We start from the raw sequence: 19025 nt of genomic DNA on the forward strand, positions 1-19025 counted from the left end.
TATGAATATAGTTGAACGGCACTTCATTTTTTTCTGGAATAAATGTGAAACGTTGTATAAAATAATCAAGAAAGGCAAAAATTATAGGGGGAAAGTTGTGAAGAAAAATAAGAGTTTAATAAGTTTTTTAGGAGTGTTTATTATGTTGTTTTCTTTTTGTTTTCAAGGAAATGTACAGGCAGATGTAAATACTGTTCAATCTGGAAAAATCAAATCAGGAAACGTAACAGTATGGGAAGTTGGAAATGTAGCGAAAGTATTAGCGGATGTGGAGCGCTTAAATTTAAATACAGTAAATGTACCGATTCAAGTAGATATCCCAAATGTGACTTCTACTAACATGGTAATTAATCAAGCGCAAAAGCAACAAGCTATTATTTTAATTCAAGAATTATTAAAGCGTAATATTCAAGTTATAGTGGAACCGTTCCCATATATTCAGCAGGGGAATGTTGGAGAGACAGAATGGAACCCAAGTAACATTAATGATTTCTTCTGGAATTGGAAGACGGTTATTCTGCAAGATATTTTTAATTCCATTACAAGCAAATACAATGTGTATGGACTAAAGATTGCTTCTAATTTCGTGAATATGGAGTATGCAGAAGGATACTGGAGCGATACAATTGATTTTGTTCGTAATCAGTATAAAGGAAATGTTTTGTATCAAATGAACTGGTGGTTAACAGCAAGCTGGGATCCTTCTTATGAAGCGAAGTTTATAGAGAAAATAAACCGTCCGTATTTAAAGAAGGTAGATATTGTTAGTATCGATAGTTGGTTTGAAGTTTCTGGAAAAAGAAATCCGTCATATGAAGAAGTGAAGCAAAGTTTATTTGCGACGACAGTATATAACCGTGGACAAAATGTTGTTCAGCAATTGGAACAATTACATAATGCAACAGGAAAGCCCGTTTATTTTGGTGGATTTAACGTTCCAGCGCGTGAACTTGGACTGCAAAATCCGTGGAATCCAGATGTTTCTAATGTGTTTTCGAAAGATGTACAATTAAATGGATGGCGTGCTTACCGCGATGTATTAGAACCGAAACCATATTTTAAAGGTTTTTCAATTTGGTTTATTGGCTCTAATGATAGTACACATCCGTATCAAATACATAGTAAAGAAGCGGAGGCAGTTATTAACGGCTGGTACCGAAAATAATTTTTACAAAATAGGTAAGTTTTGAAGTTTACTACATATATTTCTAGTGAAAGGCCTTTCACCATCTTATCACCTAGGGGGCAATCATAATGAAATTTTTGTCTTACCTTACAGTAATTTTGGTGATTCTCGGCGGTTTGAATTGGTTGTTTGTAGCGTTAGATTACAATGTAGTTGAGAAATGGTTTGGTTCTATGCCGGCGCTTGTGGACACTATTTATTGGCTCATTGGTCTTTCTGCTATTTATCAAATTTTTGATCGGTTCTTCACGGATAATTAGCAATTATACTTTATTACTAGAGTGTTAAGTACGATTATGTACTTAACACTTTTTTGTATGTTTATAAAAATAGTTTGCACATGCAAGCGATTCCATTGCGTCTTGCGCCGTAATAATAGAAAACAAATTGACCACGTATTATATTTTGGGTTATAATTCAGAAAGTTTAAAAATTAATAAAAATGAGAAATAGGGAGGTTATGAGGGTAATGGAGAGAGTCTATAATTTTTCAGCAGGACCATCAATACTCCCTTTGCCAGTTTTAGAGAAAGTGCAAAAGGAGCTTGTAAATTATAACGGGACAGGCATGTCTATTATGGAAATGAGTCATCGATCTTCTTATTTTCAAAGTATTATAGAGGAAGCGAGTAACTTACTTCGTGAATTAATGAGCATCCCTGATGAGTATGAAGTTTTATTTTTACAAGGCGGTGCGTCATTACAATTTTCTATGATACCACTGAACTTAATGAATACGTATAAAAAAGCTGGATACGTACTAACTGGCTCATGGTCTAAAAAGGCACTGCAAGAAGCCGAAAAAGTTGGGGAAGTACAAGTAATTGCTTCTTCCGAGCAAGAGAAGTTTACTACGATTCCTAAACTGGACGGTTTACTAAGCGATGAAAAACTAGATTATGTACATATTACAACGAATAATACAATTGAGGGGACAAAATATGTGGATATTCCACATATAGAAAGAGTGCCGCTCGTTGCGGATATGTCTTCAAATATTTTGTCAGAACAATATGATGTTTCGAAGTTTGGTCTTATATACGCGGGGGCGCAAAAGAATTTAGGACCTGCGGGCTTAACGATTGCTATTATAAAAAGAGATTTAATTGGGGGAGCAGATCGCTCTTGTCCGACAATGTTAAATTATGAAACTTACAGTAAAAATAACTCCTTATATAATACACCGCCATCCTTTAGTATTTACGTAACAAAACTTGTACTAGAGTGGTTGAAAGAGCAAGGCGGAGTATCTGCGATTGAAGAACAAAATAGAATGAAATCTTCACTTATTTATCATTTTTTAGATGAATCTAAATTGTTTACTTCACCAGTTGATCCTGCGTATCGATCACTTATGAACATTCCATTTACAACACCGTCAGAAGAACTTAACAATGAGTTTTTACAAAAAGCGAAGGAACGCGGCCTTGTTACGTTAAAAGGACATCGCTCAGTTGGCGGTATGCGTGCCAGTATTTACAATGCGATGCCAGCACACGGCGTAAAACGATTAGTAGATTATATGAAGGAATTTGAGCTTGAGAATAGATAGGGAGATGGGGATATGTTTCGTGTTCAAACGTTAAATCAAATTGCAGAAAAAGGTTTGCAAGTTTTTACTGAAGAACGTTATGAAGTAGGAGATAGAATCAATCATCCAGATGGAATTTTGCTTCGTAGCTACTCTTTACATCAAGAAGAGTTTTCAAAAGACTTAAAGGCGATTGCAAGAGCTGGCGCTGGTGTAAATAATATTCCTGTCGAGCGATGTACAGAAAAAGGAATTGTAGTATTTAACACGCCGGGGGCAAATGCTAATGCAGTAAAGGAACTCATTATTGCCAGTCTTATTATGTCTTCACGCAACATTATTAATGGTGTAAGTTGGACGAAAAACTTAGAGGGTGAAGAAGTACCACAGCTTGTTGAATCAGGAAAAAAACAATTTGTTGGATCAGAAATTGCAGGGAAACGTCTAGGTGTTATCGGACTTGGCGCAATCGGTGCTTTAGTTGCGAACGATGCGTTAGCGTTAGGCATGGATGTTATCGGATATGATCCTTATATTTCAGTTGAAACAGCTTGGCGTCTTTCTACACATGTGCAAAGAGCATTTAGCCTTGATGAAATTTTTGCAACGTGTGATTATATTACACTGCATATTCCTCTTACGAATCAAACGAAGGGGATCATTGGGGAACACGCTGTAGAGAAGATGAAAAGAGGGATGCGTCTATTTAATTTCTCTAGAGGAGAACTTGTAGATGAAAAGGTTCTTCAAAAAGCATTAGAAGAAGATATTATTACACATTACGTAACGGATTTCCCGAATGAGAATGTAATAAAGATGAAAAATGTAACAGCGACGCCTCACCTTGGTGCATCAACGTCTGAATCGGAAGAAAATTGTGCAGTAATGGCGGCGCGTCAATTACGTGAATATTTAGAGACAGGAAATATTCGTAACTCAGTAAATTATCCAAACGTAGAATTGCCGTATATCGGAAAGAAACGAATTACAATTATGCATCAAAACGTCCCGAATATGGTAGGGCAAATTACAGGATGCTTAGCGGAACATCATATTAATATTGCCGATATGATTAATCGTAGTAAACATTCTTGGGCATACACAATGATTGATATCGATAACGGAATTGATGATATAATAAAAGAGAATATTGTAGAAAATATAAGCAAAATTACAGGTGTTGTAGCCGTTCGAATGATTGTGTAAAGGAGAGAGGAATGTGGCAAAAATACGACCGTTTCGGGCCATTCGTCCAGTAGAGGAAAAAGCGGCACAAGTGGCAGCTTTACCGTATGACGTATTAAATAGTGAAGAGGCAAGGGAAGTTGTAAAAGGGAATCCATATTCTTTCTTGCATGTTGATAAAGCAGAAATTGATTTAGATCCTGAATTGTCACCGTATGATGATCGCGTGTATGAAAAAGCGGGCGACAATTTAAAGCAATTTATACGAGAAGAAGTGTTCATACAAGATGAAGAGCCAGCGCTATATATTTATGAACTGACGATGCAAGGAAGAACGCAGTCAGGCCTTGTCGTTTGTACATCTATTGATGAGTATGAAGATGATACAATTAAAAAACATGAAAGAACACGTCATGAAAAAGAACTAGATCGTATTCGCCACGTAGATGTGTGTGACGCAAATACAGGTCCGATATTTTTAACTTACCGTACAAAAGATGAAGTAAAGCATTTAATTAGAAGCTGGAAAGAAGAGCATGCGCCAATTTATACATTTACAGCAGAAGACGGTGTTAAGCATGTTGCGTGGAAGATCGCAGATGAAGATGTAATTACGACTTTAGTAAACGCATTTGAAGATATTCCTAATCTTTATATTGCAGATGGGCATCACCGTTCTGCATCAGCTGCAAAAGTAGGACTTATGAGAAGAGAACAATATCCAAATTACACAGGAGAAGAGGAATTTAATTTCTTCTTATCGGTTCTATTCCCTCATGATGAATTATCGATTTGGGACTATAACCGAGTTGTGAAAGATTTAAACGGTTTATCAGAAGAACAGTTTTTAAAACAAATCAAGCAATACTTCTATGTAGAAGAAGCACCTGTTTCTCCGTATAAACCAAATGAACCAAAAACATTTGGAATGTATGTAAATGAGAAGTGGTATAAGCTTACTGTGAAAGAAGAAACATTTGATGCGAATGATCTTGTTAGAGGTTTAGATGTATCTATCCTGCAAGATCATTTATTAAGCCAAGTACTTGAAATACATGATCCGCGTTCTGATTCACGCATTGATTTTGTTGGCGGAATACGGGGGTTAGAAGAACTAGAACGCCTTGTGAACAGCGGCGAATACAAAGCAGCATTCGCATTATATCCGACATCTATGGAAGATTTATTAGCAATCGCAGATGCCGGAGAAGTCATGCCGCCGAAATCAACGTGGTTTGAACCGAAACTGCGTAGTGGGTTGTTTGTTCATTCTTTAAAGTAAATATTGACTTCTATAGTTTTGAAAAACCGAAATGATTTGAGTTTCGGTTTTTCTTATTTTAAAAGAGTTTTTGAGGAGGGGCATGGGATGAAATTACAAGTAGGCGAAAAAATCACCTTTGAACGAACGTTTACAAAAGAAGATGTTGCGTTATTTACGGAAGTATCGAAAGATGAAGGTGTTCATCATGTTACACCAGATGAGCAGGGGAGATTTGTTGTACAAGGGCTTTTAACATCAACACTACCTACAAAAATTGGCGGTGATTATAACGTACTAGCTCGCAAGATGGATTTTGAATTTTTACGTCCTGTGTTTAGTGGTGACACAATTCGTTGTGACTTAACCATTGAACAATTTGAACCCGATGAAAAAAATCGTACAAATATTACTGCGATGTTTATATGTAGGAATCAACTTGAAAAGGAAGTTATGAAGGGGAGTTTTTCTGGGATTATTCTTTAGTTAGTAGGAAAAGTAATGAATAGGTGGGGGCCATGTCACTCGGGCTTAGGTTTTTAATTCCACCATAACGAAAATGATATGCATTGCTGTATATTGATAATATACTCTGTTCATTTTTAACTTGAATAAGCTCGTTGACAAAAAGGACATTCCTAGTATTACAAGAAATGTCCTTTCCACTAAATTATAAGGTATTTTGCTAACGTTCAAATTCTAAAATTAGTTTACTAGTTTGACCTGTAAACTGATAATTATAGGACCCTCTCAGATTTTCTAAGTTACCGGTAGCTTTAATAATTGTTCCTGGGGAATCTAAATTTCCTTTATCAAATATTCCTTGCTCTATAGCTGTGAATGTCCCTTGTTGCCCCTTATAAATTCCTTCAAAGTGTAAAAATCCAGAAATTTTAGCCGTAGCCAAGTGACCATCATTTATATTTGAGTCTAGATAATATAATAAGTATTCAACAAAAGCTTTTCCTTTTAATTCTCCATCAATATCATATTCAACATGGGCAATATTAATAGGGAAATCTTTTCTAGTATCATCAATTAGTTTTTCATCCCATTTACTTACTGTAAATGTTACGTCCATACACGTAAATCCCCCTTTATCATTAGATAAGTAATCTTCATATCATTTGAAAAGTACCAATTCACAGTCATATCTTATAGGAGTGTTTTTATTTATTTGAGTCCTGTCATATCGTTATCTTATTTCAGAATCACCTGCTCCTCCCCACGAAGGACTTACTGTCGCCACGGTATCTCCTGGCTGTAATCTCTTTGTTTTTTTAACATGTTAACTCCGCTCCTACATAATGTAATGGACTACGATTATACAAACTGTATCATTGAAAAACATGATGTATGACATTAGTTTCTTCATCATCAATCCGTTTACCTGCTGGGATTCAAGAATTCAGTCTTAGTGTTGAATATAGGAATAACCGATTTATATTTGAAAATCAAAGTATGCAACATTGCATGAGGAAAACGGTTGTTATTTTTACTACCTGTAACTATAATGATTACAGGTTGGTCGATACCAATCAAAAAAATAAAATCATCGTGAATGGAGATGTTTCATAATGGGTATGAAAAAATTAATTTTAGCAGGTGCTTTAGGGATCGCAGCATTATCAGGAACAAATTTACCAGGACTAGAAGTAACAAAAGCGAGTGCAGCTTCTATTGAATCGAATTTCTCGACGTTAGAAGGACGAGTAGTAGAAGTAGATAACGGTGTAATTGTTGTAAAATCTAAGCAATATGAGGAACCGGTTAGTGTGTATATTGATTCACTTTCAAATGTGAAAGTAGGAGATGAAGTAAAAGCTACTGGATCTATGATGCGTAATTTTACAGAATATATGGTTGCAACTGCAGTTGAAAATACAACAAACAAGTTAGGTATGCACATGAAAGAAGATGGCTCACCTAATTATGTAATTGGAGAAGTATCAAAAGTAGGAACGATGGAAGATGAGGGAGACGGTGCTACTAAATATGTTGTAGTTGAGTATCCATCGCTAAATGGGAAGAAAGCTATTATTGATGTTTTCTTAACAAAGGGACAAGTATTTAATGCGGGTGAGAAAGTGAAAATTGATATGAAGTATGTAGGGTGGGGCGGAAGTTCTATTAACTGGAACACAGTTGACCATATTGAAAAAGTTCATGAAGCAAAGACGAACGCTGAAAATAATGATGGTGTATGGATTTGGTCTTAATTAAAATCCTGTAAATAACAAATGTATCATGTAGTATCCAGCAAATGGTGATGTGTATGACCATTTGCTGGATACTTTTTTGCTTTGTATTTTTTGAGAATAAGGGATATCCGACTAGAATATGATGTTTAAATCAGAGCGAGTTAAAAAATACAATAATGAAAGAGGTGTTTATATATGGAGCGAGATGAGAATTATTTACGAGCTAAAAAAAGAGTGGAGAATTTAAAAGCGTTTTACATTCATTTAACGGTCTATATATTAGTTAACTTAATGCTTTTTTTCATAAATATAAGCTCTGATTCAAGTAAATTATGGTTTTTATATCCACTTGGAGGTTGGGGGATTGGTATCGTTATACACGGTTTAACAACTTTTCCATTTGGGATATTCGGAAAAGAATGGGAAGAACGAAAAATTAAAGAGTATATGGAGAAAGATAAGTGAAAAAATCAGAGATTTATGAATATAAATCTCTGTGAGCACACGTTTGATGCGAAGCCTATTCTATAGCTTCGCCTATTTGTTTTGTACTCGAAGTTAATGCGAGTACGTGTTCCTATTCATTTTTAGCATGAATTGCATGTGAAATCAAAACTTTAGTTGTAGTACATAATAAATACAGTTATTTTACTTTCTTAATTACAAGTGGATATAGGATAAAGTTGATTTATCATCCTATATTAAAATAAAAAACAAACCACTGTTCGATTTGAATATTCCACGATATAATGGTGAGAGTTTATGACAGAATAAATATTTACATAAGAAGTGAGGTACTGTATGAAAAAAAGAACGACAGACATTATTTTTATTATTATTGGTGCATTTCTTTTTGCTTTAGGTGTCAATTTATTTGTTATCCCGAACGAGTTTGGTGAGGGTGGGGTAACAGGTATCACGATTATTACGTACTATTTATTTGAATGGTCACCAGGTTTAGTTAACTTAATTTTAAATGCGATTTTGTTAATAGTCGGTTATAAATTTTTAAATAAAATCACAACAATTTATACGATTATCGCTGTAGTGACTAACTCGCTATTTCTTCATTTAACAGAAGGCTGGACGATTGCTTCGGATGAAATGCTTGTAAATGCCATTTTCGGAGGAATATTTATCGGGTGTGGTATTGGTCTTATCATTCGCGTTGGCGGAACAACTGCAGGTACTACGATCTTAGCAAGGATGACACATAAATATTTAGGCTGGAGCATTAGCTACGGTCTACTGTTCTTCGATTTAATCGTTGCATTTTCATCTTATTTCATCATTGGTGCAGAAAAACTGATGATAACAATTATTATGCTATATGTAGCAACGAAAGTGATGGAATTTGTAATTGAAGGGTTAAATCCCAAGAAGGCTATTACGATTATTTCTGATAATCCAGATGAAATTGCCGGGAAGGTGACAACCTTAATGGGGAGAGGGGTTACTGTATATTCAGGGCATGGCTATTACACGAAAACTCCGAAGGAAATTCTTTATGTTGTTATTAATAAGCAAGAAGTAGTGAAGCTAAAGCGGATTGTTCAAACTACGGATCCGGCGGCGTTCATCGCTATACACGATGTTCGTGATGTGTTCGGAGAAGGATTTGTTGATATTTCGAAGGCTTAGAAATTGTTTTTGATTAAAATAATCTTAATACTAAAACGTAAGAATCTATTTTGAATAATCTTTTTTCAAAATAGATTCTTTTTCTTTTTCTTGCAAAAAATCCAATTGTTTCTTAATGTAGTGATGTAGAAGGATGAACGAGAGAGGGTTTAATGAAGATGATACATATTTTATTAGCTGATGATGATAAGCATATTAGAGAGTTGTTGCATTACCATTTACAAAAAGAGGGGTTTAAAGTTTTTGAAGCAGAAGATGGAAAGGTAGCGCAAGACGTTTTAGAGAAGGAAAATATTCATCTTGCGATCGTAGACATTATGATGCCGTTCGTTGATGGCTATACGTTATGTGAAGAAATCCGGAAGTATCATGATATACCAGTTATTTTATTAACGGCGAAAGATCAGTTAGTTGATAAAGAAAAAGGATTCATTTCTGGTACGGACGATTATATCGTAAAACCATTTGAACCAGCTGAAGTGATTTTCCGTATGAAAGCTTTATTACGACGTTATCAAATGCTGAGTGCAGATATTATTACGTTGCACGGAACGACAATTGATCGAAAAGGTGTAGAAGTAAAGTGTAACGGTCAAACGATTTTGCTTCCTTTAAAGGAATTTGAGTTATTATCACAACTTGCTAGTTATCCTGGAAGAACATTTTCAAGAGAAGAGCTAATTGAATTAGTATGGGGAATGGATTTTGAAGGAGATGAACGAACAGTTGATGTTCATGTGAAAAGGCTGCGAGATCGTTTCTCAAAACGAACGGATGATTTTCAAATTACAACAGTGCGCGGCCTCGGGTATAAGTTGGAGTTGAAATAAGATGAAATCACTATATTCTAGATTTGTATTTATGACGGTCGGCATTATGCTACTTAGTAGTATTATCGGCTTTTTATTAACGAACGTATATTATCAAGTGAAGTTAAAACCATATAACAGTGAAAAGATTTTAAAGTATGCGGAAGAAGTTAAATCGTTATATGAAAAGCAAAGTGAAGAAAATCAAGAGACGTATTTGCATTCTATTGCAAAATTAGGGTATGAGATTTACATTGTTGATGATCAAAAGAATGGAAAGCGTATCGGTAATGCGTTTCGTAAGACGACAATAAGTGATGATACCGTTCATAAAGTATTGCAGGGGGAGACATTTAATGGTGTTTCTACTTATCCAACGCGCCTCTTTATTACAGGTTTTTTCGATAATGAATTAATTAATAGCGTCGGTGTCCCAGTACAACACGGTGATAAACAGTACGCTTTATTCATTCGCCCTGACGTTCAACAACAATTCGGCGAGATGAGAATTTTTCTAGCGGTATTATTAGGGTTTATCGTACTATTAAGTATTATTTTTATAGCGATTGCAGCAGGTTACATCGTTCGCCCAATCCGTAAATTTACGAAGGCTACGCAAAAAATTGCGAGTGGGGAATATGAAATTGAATTAGATGTAAAACGAAAAGATGAAATAGGAACGTTATCTACAAGCTTCCAAAAGATGACGAAGAGTATTAAAGAACTAGATGAAATGAGACAAGAATTCGTTTCGAACGTTTCACATGAATTTCAGTCGCCACTTTCTTCCATACAAGGTTTTTCAAAGACGTTGCAAACAGAAAAGATGAGTGAGGAAGAAAGAAATCATTACTTACAAATTATTGAGGGTGAAAGTAAGCGAATGTCTAGTTTATGTAAACAGTTACTTACGCTCGCTTCATTAGATAAAGAGGAAAAGGTTCTACAAATAAGAGAATTCAATCTGCAGAAGCAAATTAAAGACGTCATTTTTATGCTTGAGTGGAAATGGCGGGAAAAAGATATCGCCGTTGAATTTAATGTGCCAGATATCACTATAAAAGGTGATGAAAACTTACTTCATCAAGTTTGGAGTAACATTTTCACGAATAGCATTAAGTTTTCAAACGATGGTGGAACGATTGAGTTTTTCGTCGAAGAGTTAGAGTCTAGTGTCATTATTTCTATATCAGACAACGGAATCGGTATGGAAAAAGAAGAAATGGATCGTATTTTTGACCGTTTTTACAAAGTAGATACAGCAAGGACGAGAAACGTAGAAGGTAGCGGTTTAGGATTGTCGATTGTGCAGAAGATTGTTGAACTGCATCATGGAAACGTTTCGGTGTATAGTACGAAGGGGGAAGGAACGACCGTTCGGGTGGAGCTTCCGAAATAGATGGAAAGAAAGAGGCTGTTTCGGAACGGCCTCTTTTTTTTTGGTCTCTAGTATACGTGTAAAGTGAAAAAATGTGAGTCATTTTCATTACATACTCGGACGAGTTTGTGGAGTGAAATCAGGAGGAAGTTTGTTTGGAAATGTAGAATTTCTACATAGTTATAAGGATTTTATTGAAACTGTAACTATTTAGGGAGGAAATTACTTTGAAACGAATTGACGTGTTATTAAACGTACTAGATTCAACATTCGATAAAGAGAGTTGGTATGCACCGTTTAAACATGCTATTGAAGGACTTACAGCCGAACAGGCTATGTGGAAACCATCTGGTGAGGAAACGAATACCATTTGGGAGAACGTTAATCATCTCATTTATTACAAAGAGAGGCTTGCTGCAAACTTGGAAGGCCGTGAATGGACACATAATCTTGACGGAAATGACACATTTTATCTTACTAAGCAATCTAATGATGATATGGAATGGAAGAAAGTCGTTGAACGTTCTGAAAATGCTCAGTGTAATTTAAGACAGGCATTAAGTGCAATTTCCGAAAGAGAGCTTGAGCAAAATTCACTAGAGGGGAAATTACTGGATATCATGCTTCATGATGCTTATCATACAGGACAAATTATTCAATTAAGGAAAATGCAGGGTGCTTGGCCATCAAAGCGTTAACTGCCGTTATAAGTTGGTACTATTGTTGAATAAAATTTAGATATTCAAACGACTTTATTGTTATATTTTTAGTGAATTATTTTACATCCAAAATGAAATAACTATATTTTTAACCCCGTCCCCAATTTAGAACGGGGTTATGTTTGGTTTGCTATAAAGCCGCACCTTTCCCACGCTCTTCCTTAAACCGAACCCCAAAAGTATCCGCTGTAATCTCATCAGCTTTCGGCAAAGCCCGTAATTTCGGATGAAGCAGCCATACGAGAGAGATAAAGAAAATCCCGATGCTAGCGAGCGCAAAAATGAGTTGGCTACTAAATACATTTGCGGTGTATCCGCCAATTAAAGAACCGAATGGCATAGCAATTGTGCCCATACTTCGCATGACTGAATTGATGCGTCCGATATATTGATTTGGAATTACAATTTGACTAATTGTCGCAAATAATATGTTCGTGGCACCAATTGGGATCCAAGCTAGGCCGAATAAAAAAATAGACAGCCATTGAAACGGTACAATCGTAGAGAGAAACCAAAAGATAGCGCCAGTCGCAAAGCTAATAATAGAAGTGCGGCCAACATTACGTTTGCCAACCCATGAACTGAATAATGCACCGATGAGACTACCTGCTGATATAGCAGCTAAGAAGAAGCCATATGATTTCACGCCTCCTAAAGAATCAGCGAAAGAAGGGAGTATCGCCATCGTCATACCGATTGAGAAATTAGCAACAACTGAACCGATTAAGAATGCGCCCATTAAGGAACGGAAGACAATTGAAAAACCTTCTTTTAAATCTGAGAAATATTGTTTTGTTGAAAGTGATGTGCCCGTTTCGGTTTGCTTTGGCATTTTCAATGAAAAGAACAAAAGGGCAGTAATCGCGAATGTGAAAGAGTCGATCACATATAAAGTAATGGCGCCAAGTAGTGCTACTAATATGCCAGAAATCGTCGTACAAATTAAGTCAATACCTTGATACGCAAATGAGAAGAGTGAGTTTCCTTTTAATAATTGTGTTTTATGCAGTAGAAGTGGTAAAGCTTTCGATTGTGCGGGATAGGCGAATTGTTCGATAAAGGCTACGATTGGCATAATGATGAGTAGTAGTTGGACTGTTAATAGATCGAAGTAGTGTGTAATAGGAATGATTAAAATAAGAATGCATTGCAGAACTTGTGTAATGACGAGGGTGTTTTTAATGGACCATCTATCAACGAATGGACCAGTAAGAAATTGAAGTGCAGAGGGTAATAATGTAAGGAAACCAGCCAATCCAGAATAAAAAGGATTACCACTTAGCTTATATACGAGCCACATCGCGGCTACATAATACAAACTATCTCCTATGTTTGTAAAAATTCTCCCTAAAAATAATAAGAGGAAATTCCGGTTTTTCAATATGTCCATTTAATCTACTCCTTTATAATAAATTTATTCGGTAAAATAAATTTGACCGTTAGTGTAAAAAAAATCGTATTACGATTTTTCTTCTTTTTTCACAAATCGCTGCATTGCTCGTTCGTCGATTTGTAGTGCAGTAGTAGAAATGTAATAAGATTTACTATTTGGATCTTTATCCGCATCTTTTGCGATATCATTTAATTCAGCCATCAATTCATGAAACTTTTTTACCCACACTTGAAATTGTTCCGGCGTAGCATCAAACTCCCAGCAAGATGAAACGTAATTCCACTCAGCCGGGTCTTCGCTTTCTTTTCGTAATATAAAAGCTTCTTCAGGAGCAGCGAGAATATGGTTTTTCGTTGTTTCTGCCATTTGTAAAAAGATTTGGCGACCTGATTCGCTTAACATTTCTAAATGAGGTAATAGGTCTGCAGCAGGGGTGAAGCCTCTAGCGACAGATTGATAGAACTTTTGAATGATGCCATTCTTTTCTTCCGTATAAACAATCTCTATAAAACCATTCTTTTCTAATTCTTTTAAATGATAATGAATTTTCGCCCTTGGAATGCCGAATTTCTCAGATAGTAATTGTCCTGTATAAGGACGTTCGCATAGACGCATCATCATTTCGACACGTAGTGGATCGCTTATTGCTTTTAGTTGGCTATAAGTAGTGAGTGTTAACATGGGCTTCAAAATGATCAACTCCTTAAATGGAATTACTCGGTCAAGATTATTTGACTGAATTGTATCAAGGATTTTAGTTATTTTCAATACTTTCTGAAAATTAAATCTTCCCCTCTGTAATCTTCTGTTCATATTCCGTTCATATTTCTTTTTTATGATAAGTGCATAGAAAGAAAGAGGAAGGAGCGAGCGAAATGTTTTTAGCTCTGCGTGAATTGAAACAATCAAAATTAAGATACGGATTAATCGGACTGATTATGGTGTTATTATCATTTTTAGTTCTTGTTATTTCAGGATTAGCAAATGGACTATCATATGATAATGCTTCATCGATTCAAAATATGGAGGCAAATAAGTTCGTTTTAGCAGATGATGCGGAAAATAAATTACTTCGTTCACAAATTAAGAAAGACGATGTAGATAACGTAGTAAATCAAGTAGGCGAGAAAGAAGCCGTTCCGTTTCGTGTGAAAGTTTCAACATATGAAAAGAAAGATAGTTCGAAAAAGGTTGATATCGCTATTTTCTCAAGTGAACGGGATTCATTTTTAGAACCGAAAATTGTAAAAGGGGAGAAATTAGGTACAGCAAACAACGAGATGGTTGCTGACGAATCAATTAAAGAAAAAGGAATTGATATTGGAGATACAATTATTGATCCTGTTTCAAAGAAAGAATTTACAATCGTTGGATTTACGAAAGATCAAATGTTTAGCCATACACCAGTCGTTTATGTAAATGAAGACGTATGGGGTGCTATTTCACAACCAAACCAAAAAGATTATAGTGCAATTGCACTTAACACAGATAAAGAGATTAAAAATGCACACGTAATTGACAAAAAAGAAGTGCTACAAAGTATTCCAGGATTTAAAGAAGAACAAGGAACATTAACGATGATCATTGCGTTCTTACTTGTTATCGCTGCATTACTAATCGGTGTATTCTTCTACGTTATTACACTGCAAAAAACACAGCAATTAGGTGTATTAAAAGCAATCGGTACAAAGAACTCGTATTTAGCAAATAGCTTAGTCGTGCAGGCGTTATTCTTATCAGTCGTTGCGATGGTAATCAGTATCGTTCTTGTACAAGGGTTAGAACAAATTTTACCAGCAGGTATGCCGTTCTTATTAACAACACCGATGATTGCGCAATATGCAGCAATCTTTATCGTAATTAGTATTTTAGGAACACTTATTTCGTTATACCAAGTATTAAAAGTTGATGCATTAGAAGCAATTGGAGGCGGGATGTAATGACTTCATTATTAAAATTAGACAAAGTAAGTAAAGTGTACGGAGAAGGGAATACGGAAGTAACAGCCCTTCATCCGATATCGCTTGATGTGAAAGCCGGAGAATTTATCGGAATCGTCGGTCCTTCTGGATCAGGGAAAAGTACGTTATTATCAATCGCGGGTGCATTATTATCACCGTCAAAAGGGGATATTTACATTCGTGAGCAAAATATTACACAGTTATCAGAAAAGGAAATGACAGACATTCGTTTGAAAAAAATCGGCTTCATTTTCCAGTTTGCAAACCTTGTTCCATATTTAAATGTGAAAGAACAGTTACTTTACATTGCAAAGCTAAAAAAAGAAAGTAAACAAGAATCCGAAAAGCGTGCAGATCATTTATTAGCGGCATTTGGATTAGGAGAAAGAAAGAATCATTATCCAAATCAACTATCTGGCGGGGAAAAACAAAGGGTAGCAATCGCTCGTGCGTTCATGAACAACCCAGATTTAATATTAGCGGATGAGCCAACGGCAAGCTTAGACTCAAAACGCGCACGTGAAGTTGTTGAAATGATGAAACGCGAAGTGAAAGAGAGCCAAAAAGCAGCAATTATGATTACACATGATGAAAGAATGCTTGATGTATGTGATCGTATATTGACGCTTCGAGATGGACAGTTAATATAAAAAAAGGAAAACCGTACATGTATGTGCGGTTTTCCTTTTTTTATGGACTTATTTAGAGAATAACGTTTTAATTTTATTACGAGTAAGTAATAAAACACCGCCTAATACAGATAGCATTCCTAGAGCCATATTGTTTGATTGCTCGCTACCAGCGTTAGGAAGTTCTTTAGCGTTATTGTTTTTAGTACCATTATCTGCTTGCATTTGTTTAGACTGTGATACTTCATTAATCTTGTTATCAACATTTTGCTTCGTTGTATGTAACTCAGCTAATTTGTCGTCAATTTTTTTCTCAGTATGCTTAAAGTCGTTGATTTTAATATCTAAGTCTTGTTTTTTCTTTGATAAATCATCTGAAACAGTTTGTTTCGATTGTTTAATTTCGTTAATTTTATTAATTAAATCTTGTCTAGCTTCTTGTAAAACAGCTAGTTTGTTTTTTACATCTTGTTTAGCTAATTCTAAGTTAGCGGAAAGACTGTCTAAATTGCCTTTAATTTTCTTAAGTTCCTCTAACGTGTTACCGGTATTCGGCTTGTTTTCTTTTAGTTCAGCGAGTTTGTCCTCAGCAGTTTGTTTCGCTTTCTTTAACTCAGCTAATTTTTCATCTACTTGTTTTTTAACCTCCTTAAGTTCATTAACCTTTTGATCAATGTTCTCTTTATGTTGCTTCATTTCATTCACTTTTTCATCGACAGTTTGTTTATGTTCTTTAATCTCATTCACTTTGTTATCGATATTTTGCTTATGTTCTTTTACTTCAGCAACTTTATCTTCTACTTGTTTTTTATGCTCTTTAATTTCAGCGATTTTATCTTCGGCGATTTGTTTGTCTTGCTGCAGTTTTGCATCTAGTTCTTGTTTATGCTGTTTAACTTCGTTAATTTTTTCATCAGCAACTTGTTTACGTTCATGTAGTTCATTCACCTTCGTATCAACATTTTCCTTAACCTTGTTAAGTTCATTTAATGTTTGATCCACGTTTTCTTTGTGTTGCTGCAATTTTGCATCTAACTCTTGTTTATGTTGCTTAATTTCAGCTAATCGATCTCCCGTACTTTGCTGAGGAGTAGCATCATTTACTTCCGCATGAGCAGAGTTCGCGCCAGCAATCATTGCTAAAGCTAGTGTAGACGCAGCAATTGTTTGTTTTGTTTTCATATTTTTGTACCTCTTTTCTTTCATATGCATGAACTGTTTTGTGTAAAAATGAGCATATAGAAGTAGATTATCTTATTATTATATACTATGTTAGGCGCTTAGAGGAAGGATTTGCATAATAATCTATGATTATGTAATTTTTATAATCTCTTATTTGGGGTAGGGGATAAACCTTTAGCTAGATGAACAATTTCTTCTATAGTAAAGCTTACATCTTTATTATTGCGAATAACAAACAAATAATCAGCCTCGTTTTCTACAGGATCTACCACATCATCGTGAAGTGATTCAGTTTGTTGTCGATCAAGTACTTCTTTGAAACTAGAATATCCACCTCTAAAAATATTCGTACTTCGCGTGCTTCGAGCCACTCTTTCGTAAAGTACATCATCTGGAATGTCAAAATGAACTAATATGCGTACATATTCATTCTGTGGAAATAATTCGTTTAGTAAATAGAATCTTCCGCTTTTACTGCGATTGGAATTACAAATAATAAGGTGTAAATTTGTATGTTCTTTCGCATAATCAACAATGAATTTTGAAAGACCGTGCTTAAATGTATTAGCACCTTCAGCCGGCTGTAATTTTTCATAATGCGTGTTAATAAATTCAGCTTGGTTATCTTGATCCATAACGAAAGAGTGGGGTAACTCTTTTTCTAAAGCTTTTGCAAATGTAGTTTTACCGCTGTGTGTTTTTCCTACAGTAATAATGACGAATCGTTTCATATTGGCCTCCATTTGTATTGTTATGAACTGGAATATTCGGTGTAGATCGAAATCTTCCTGCTAGAGATTACACAAATTGTTGGAGCGTTAGTAGGCTGAAAACTTGACAAAAAAACTTATTTATGCTATAATTTACCAATATAAAAATAAGGTGTATAATAGGGTTCTCCTGGCCAGGGGAACCCTATTTTTGTTGTGAAAATGAAGGAGAGTGTATGTGCGTGAAACAAGGTGAAGCAAGTGTAACGTCGTTAGTATCAGCTTTCAGCAGGGCATATCATAGTGAATTTGATAATCCGAAAATCTTTGATGATTATGTAGCTAAAGAGTTCATTTCGCCAAAAGAACGAATTAATATTGAAACGAATATGGTTCAAGGGATTCACTTTTTCAATAAAGAAATTGCAGAGCAGTTTCAAGACAATCCAAAAGAAATATTAAAATGGATTACGCAAGTTCAGTTATCACCAACACCTTTAGCACGTGCCGCATATTGTGAAAGAGTATTACTACATGAAATTACATTAGGAGCGAAACAATACGTCATACTCGGTGCAGGCTTAGATACGTTCAGTTTTAGACACCGAGAATTAGAAAATAAAATAGAAATATTTGAAGTGGATCATCCTTCTACGCAGGCGTTTAAGAAGGAAAGAATAAAAGAAGTAGAAATTGAAGTTCCGAATAACCTTCATTTTGTTTCAATGGATTTTACGAAAGGATTTTTCTATGAGCAGTTACGGAATGAAGGATTTGAAAATAAAAAGACGTTCTTTAGTCTATTAGGTGTAACGTACTATTTAACGAAAGAGGAACTTGCTAGTTTATTAGAATGTTTATTTGAGGTGGTTCCGGCAGGTAGTTCTATCGTTTTTGATTATCCCGATGAAAATTTGTTTACGGAAAAGGGACTGTCCAATCGAGTTGAAAATATGGTAAAAATGGCTGCGGTAGGCGGAGAACCAATGAAATCATGTTTTTCTTATGCCGAAATGGAAGCACTGTTTGAGAAGGCGGGCTTACTTATTTATGAGCATTTATCGCCAGAAGACATAAATAAATTATATTTTGAAGGACGAAACGATTATTTGAAAGCTTTTGAGACAGTGCATTATGTGCATGCGGTGAAAAGGTAGGAAATTAGTAGGCATGGGGAGGAATCTCTGTGTCTTTTTTTATAAAAAAGGAAATGAGCTGTAGTGGTGGAAAATATAATTA

20 protein-coding genes are annotated in these 19025 nt (G+C 35.3%); 15 read left to right on the forward strand and 5 right to left on the reverse strand.

What is annotated here, in order from left to right; translation table 11 throughout:
- Positions 1-97: 97 nt before the first annotated feature.
- The 6 genes from ABWK52_RS10775 to ABWK52_RS10800 all read left to right on the forward strand — a co-directional run bounded on the left by ABWK52_RS10775 (position 98) and on the right by ABWK52_RS10800 (position 5649).
- Positions 98-1165, forward strand: a complete 1068-nt coding sequence (locus ABWK52_RS10775; RefSeq protein ID WP_000739764.1) for a glycoside hydrolase family 113 — start codon at positions 98-100, stop codon at positions 1163-1165.
- A gap of 89 nt (positions 1166-1254) precedes the next feature.
- A complete protein-coding gene (locus ABWK52_RS10780) occupies positions 1255-1446 on the forward strand; it encodes a DUF378 domain-containing protein (protein WP_000670803.1) in 192 nt (63 codons plus the stop codon).
- Between the two features lie 209 nt (positions 1447-1655).
- Complete coding sequence (gene serC, locus ABWK52_RS10785) at positions 1656-2738, forward strand: 3-phosphoserine/phosphohydroxythreonine transaminase (protein WP_000442941.1); 1083 nt, start codon at positions 1656-1658, stop codon at positions 2736-2738.
- A gap of 12 nt (positions 2739-2750) precedes the next feature.
- Entirely contained in the window at positions 2751-3923 is a 1173-nt protein-coding gene (locus tag ABWK52_RS10790; RefSeq protein WP_000490228.1) for a 3-phosphoglycerate dehydrogenase family protein, read from the forward strand.
- Between the two features lie 13 nt (positions 3924-3936).
- The gene (locus ABWK52_RS10795; protein ID WP_016111584.1) at positions 3937-5184 is read left to right on the forward strand and encodes a DUF1015 domain-containing protein; all 1248 of its coding nucleotides are present in this window, start codon (positions 3937-3939) and stop codon (positions 5182-5184) included.
- Positions 5185-5271: 87 nt separating this feature from the next.
- Positions 5272-5649, forward strand: coding sequence for a hypothetical protein (locus ABWK52_RS10800; protein ID WP_000776359.1), 378 nt, complete (start codon positions 5272-5274; stop codon positions 5647-5649).
- Between the two features lie 199 nt (positions 5650-5848).
- Here the strand turns inward: ABWK52_RS10800 and ABWK52_RS10805 are convergent, their stop codons facing one another.
- On the reverse strand, positions 5849-6244 hold the full coding sequence (locus ABWK52_RS10805) for a DUF3224 domain-containing protein (protein ID WP_000383503.1): 396 nt from the start codon (positions 6242-6244) through the stop codon (positions 5849-5851).
- A gap of 496 nt (positions 6245-6740) precedes the next feature.
- On the opposite strand from ABWK52_RS10805, the gene ABWK52_RS10810 reads away from it, so the two are divergent.
- From ABWK52_RS10810 to ABWK52_RS10835, 6 genes are all read left to right on the forward strand, one after another.
- On the forward strand, positions 6741-7382 hold the full coding sequence (locus ABWK52_RS10810; RefSeq protein ID WP_000525525.1) for a F0F1 ATP synthase subunit alpha: 642 nt from the start codon (positions 6741-6743) through the stop codon (positions 7380-7382).
- A 177-nt stretch (positions 7383-7559) separates the two neighbouring features.
- Positions 7560-7829, forward strand: a complete 270-nt coding sequence (locus ABWK52_RS10815; protein WP_000438994.1) for a 2TM domain-containing protein — start codon at positions 7560-7562, stop codon at positions 7827-7829.
- Between the two features lie 336 nt (positions 7830-8165).
- A complete protein-coding gene (locus tag ABWK52_RS10820; RefSeq protein ID WP_000747492.1) occupies positions 8166-9005 on the forward strand; it encodes a YitT family protein in 840 nt (279 codons plus the stop codon).
- Positions 9006-9157: 152 nt separating this feature from the next.
- Positions 9158-9835 (forward strand): response regulator transcription factor, encoded by a 678-nt coding sequence (locus ABWK52_RS10825; protein WP_000781961.1) that lies wholly within the window; start codon positions 9158-9160, stop codon positions 9833-9835.
- Position 9836: 1 nt separating this feature from the next.
- The gene (locus tag ABWK52_RS10830) at positions 9837-11213 is read left to right on the forward strand and encodes a sensor histidine kinase (protein ID WP_000839528.1); all 1377 of its coding nucleotides are present in this window, start codon (positions 9837-9839) and stop codon (positions 11211-11213) included.
- A 206-nt stretch (positions 11214-11419) separates the two neighbouring features.
- Entirely contained in the window at positions 11420-11890 is a 471-nt protein-coding gene (locus tag ABWK52_RS10835; RefSeq protein WP_000821015.1) for a DinB family protein, read from the forward strand.
- Between the two features lie 151 nt (positions 11891-12041).
- On the opposite strand, the gene ABWK52_RS10840 is transcribed toward ABWK52_RS10835, so the two are convergent.
- Together ABWK52_RS10840 and ABWK52_RS10845 are read right to left on the reverse strand one after the other, a co-directional pair.
- Positions 12042-13301: an MFS transporter gene (locus ABWK52_RS10840; protein WP_087948644.1), complete on the reverse strand. Its 1260-nt coding sequence runs from the start codon at positions 13299-13301 to the stop codon at positions 12042-12044.
- Between the two features lie 69 nt (positions 13302-13370).
- Positions 13371-13994 carry an ArsR/SmtB family transcription factor gene (locus ABWK52_RS10845; protein ID WP_000803871.1) on the reverse strand — a complete coding sequence of 208 codons (624 nt, stop codon included), beginning with the start codon at positions 13992-13994 and terminating at the stop codon, positions 13371-13373.
- 185 nt (positions 13995-14179) lie between these two features.
- On the opposite strand from ABWK52_RS10845, the gene ABWK52_RS10850 reads away from it, so the two are divergent.
- Together ABWK52_RS10850 and ABWK52_RS10855 are read left to right on the forward strand one after the other, a co-directional pair.
- Positions 14180-15244: an ABC transporter permease gene (locus ABWK52_RS10850; RefSeq protein ID WP_000477749.1), complete on the forward strand. Its 1065-nt coding sequence runs from the start codon at positions 14180-14182 to the stop codon at positions 15242-15244.
- Positions 15244-15915: an ABC transporter ATP-binding protein gene (locus ABWK52_RS10855; RefSeq protein WP_000202597.1), complete on the forward strand. Its 672-nt coding sequence runs from the start codon at positions 15244-15246 to the stop codon at positions 15913-15915. The genes ABWK52_RS10850 and ABWK52_RS10855 overlap by 1 nt, the downstream gene beginning before the upstream one ends.
- A 48-nt stretch (positions 15916-15963) precedes the next feature.
- Here ABWK52_RS10855 and ABWK52_RS10860 read toward each other — a convergent pair whose 3' ends face one another.
- Complete coding sequence (locus ABWK52_RS10860; RefSeq protein WP_000851006.1) at positions 15964-17076, reverse strand: LPXTG cell wall anchor domain-containing protein; 1113 nt, start codon at positions 17074-17076, stop codon at positions 15964-15966.
- Positions 17077-17216: 140 nt separating this feature from the next.
- Positions 17217-17819, reverse strand: a complete 603-nt coding sequence (locus ABWK52_RS10865) for an AAA family ATPase (protein WP_140160684.1) — start codon at positions 17817-17819, stop codon at positions 17217-17219.
- A gap of 203 nt (positions 17820-18022) precedes the next feature.
- Here ABWK52_RS10865 and ABWK52_RS10870 point away from each other — a divergent pair, with 203 nt between their 5' ends.
- Positions 18023-18943: a class I SAM-dependent methyltransferase gene (locus ABWK52_RS10870; RefSeq protein WP_098541064.1), complete on the forward strand. Its 921-nt coding sequence runs from the start codon at positions 18023-18025 to the stop codon at positions 18941-18943.
- Positions 18944-19025: the final 82 nt, after the last annotated feature.

It is taken from the genome of Bacillus sp. AP50 (genome assembly GCF_040492675.1).
GTDB lineage: Bacteria > Bacillota > Bacilli > Bacillales > Bacillaceae_G > Bacillus_A > Bacillus_A cereus.

Excerpts from the sequence above, each read along its gene's own strand:
- ABWK52_RS10810 (WP_000525525.1), top strand. The coding sequence starts at position 6,741 with ATGGGTATGAAAAAATTAATTTTAGCAGGTGCTTTAGGGATCGCAGCA.
- ABWK52_RS10800 (WP_000776359.1), top strand. The coding sequence starts at position 5,272 with ATGAAATTACAAGTAGGCGAAAAAATCACCTTTGAACGAACGTTTACA.
- ABWK52_RS10830 (WP_000839528.1), top strand. The coding sequence starts at position 9,837 with ATGAAATCACTATATTCTAGATTTGTATTTATGACGGTCGGCATTATG.
- ABWK52_RS10855 (WP_000202597.1), top strand. The coding sequence starts at position 15,244 with ATGACTTCATTATTAAAATTAGACAAAGTAAGTAAAGTGTACGGAGAA.
- ABWK52_RS10790 (WP_000490228.1), top strand. The coding sequence starts at position 2,751 with ATGTTTCGTGTTCAAACGTTAAATCAAATTGCAGAAAAAGGTTTGCAA.
- serC (WP_000442941.1), top strand. The coding sequence starts at position 1,656 with ATGGAGAGAGTCTATAATTTTTCAGCAGGACCATCAATACTCCCTTTG.
- ABWK52_RS10850 (WP_000477749.1), top strand. The coding sequence starts at position 14,180 with ATGTTTTTAGCTCTGCGTGAATTGAAACAATCAAAATTAAGATACGGA.
- ABWK52_RS10865 (WP_140160684.1), bottom strand. The coding sequence starts at position 17,819 with ATGGAGGCCAATATGAAACGATTCGTCATTATTACTGTAGGAAAAACA.
- ABWK52_RS10825 (WP_000781961.1), top strand. The coding sequence starts at position 9,158 with ATGAAGATGATACATATTTTATTAGCTGATGATGATAAGCATATTAGA.
- ABWK52_RS10780 (WP_000670803.1), top strand. The coding sequence starts at position 1,255 with ATGAAATTTTTGTCTTACCTTACAGTAATTTTGGTGATTCTCGGCGGT.
- ABWK52_RS10805 (WP_000383503.1), bottom strand. The coding sequence starts at position 6,244 with ATGGACGTAACATTTACAGTAAGTAAATGGGATGAAAAACTAATTGAT.
- ABWK52_RS10840 (WP_087948644.1), bottom strand. The coding sequence starts at position 13,301 with ATGGACATATTGAAAAACCGGAATTTCCTCTTATTATTTTTAGGGAGA.
- ABWK52_RS10860 (WP_000851006.1), bottom strand. The coding sequence starts at position 17,076 with ATGAAAACAAAACAAACAATTGCTGCGTCTACACTAGCTTTAGCAATG.
- ABWK52_RS10870 (WP_098541064.1), top strand. The coding sequence starts at position 18,023 with ATGTGCGTGAAACAAGGTGAAGCAAGTGTAACGTCGTTAGTATCAGCT.
- ABWK52_RS10820 (WP_000747492.1), top strand. The coding sequence starts at position 8,166 with ATGAAAAAAAGAACGACAGACATTATTTTTATTATTATTGGTGCATTT.
- ABWK52_RS10815 (WP_000438994.1), top strand. The coding sequence starts at position 7,560 with ATGGAGCGAGATGAGAATTATTTACGAGCTAAAAAAAGAGTGGAGAAT.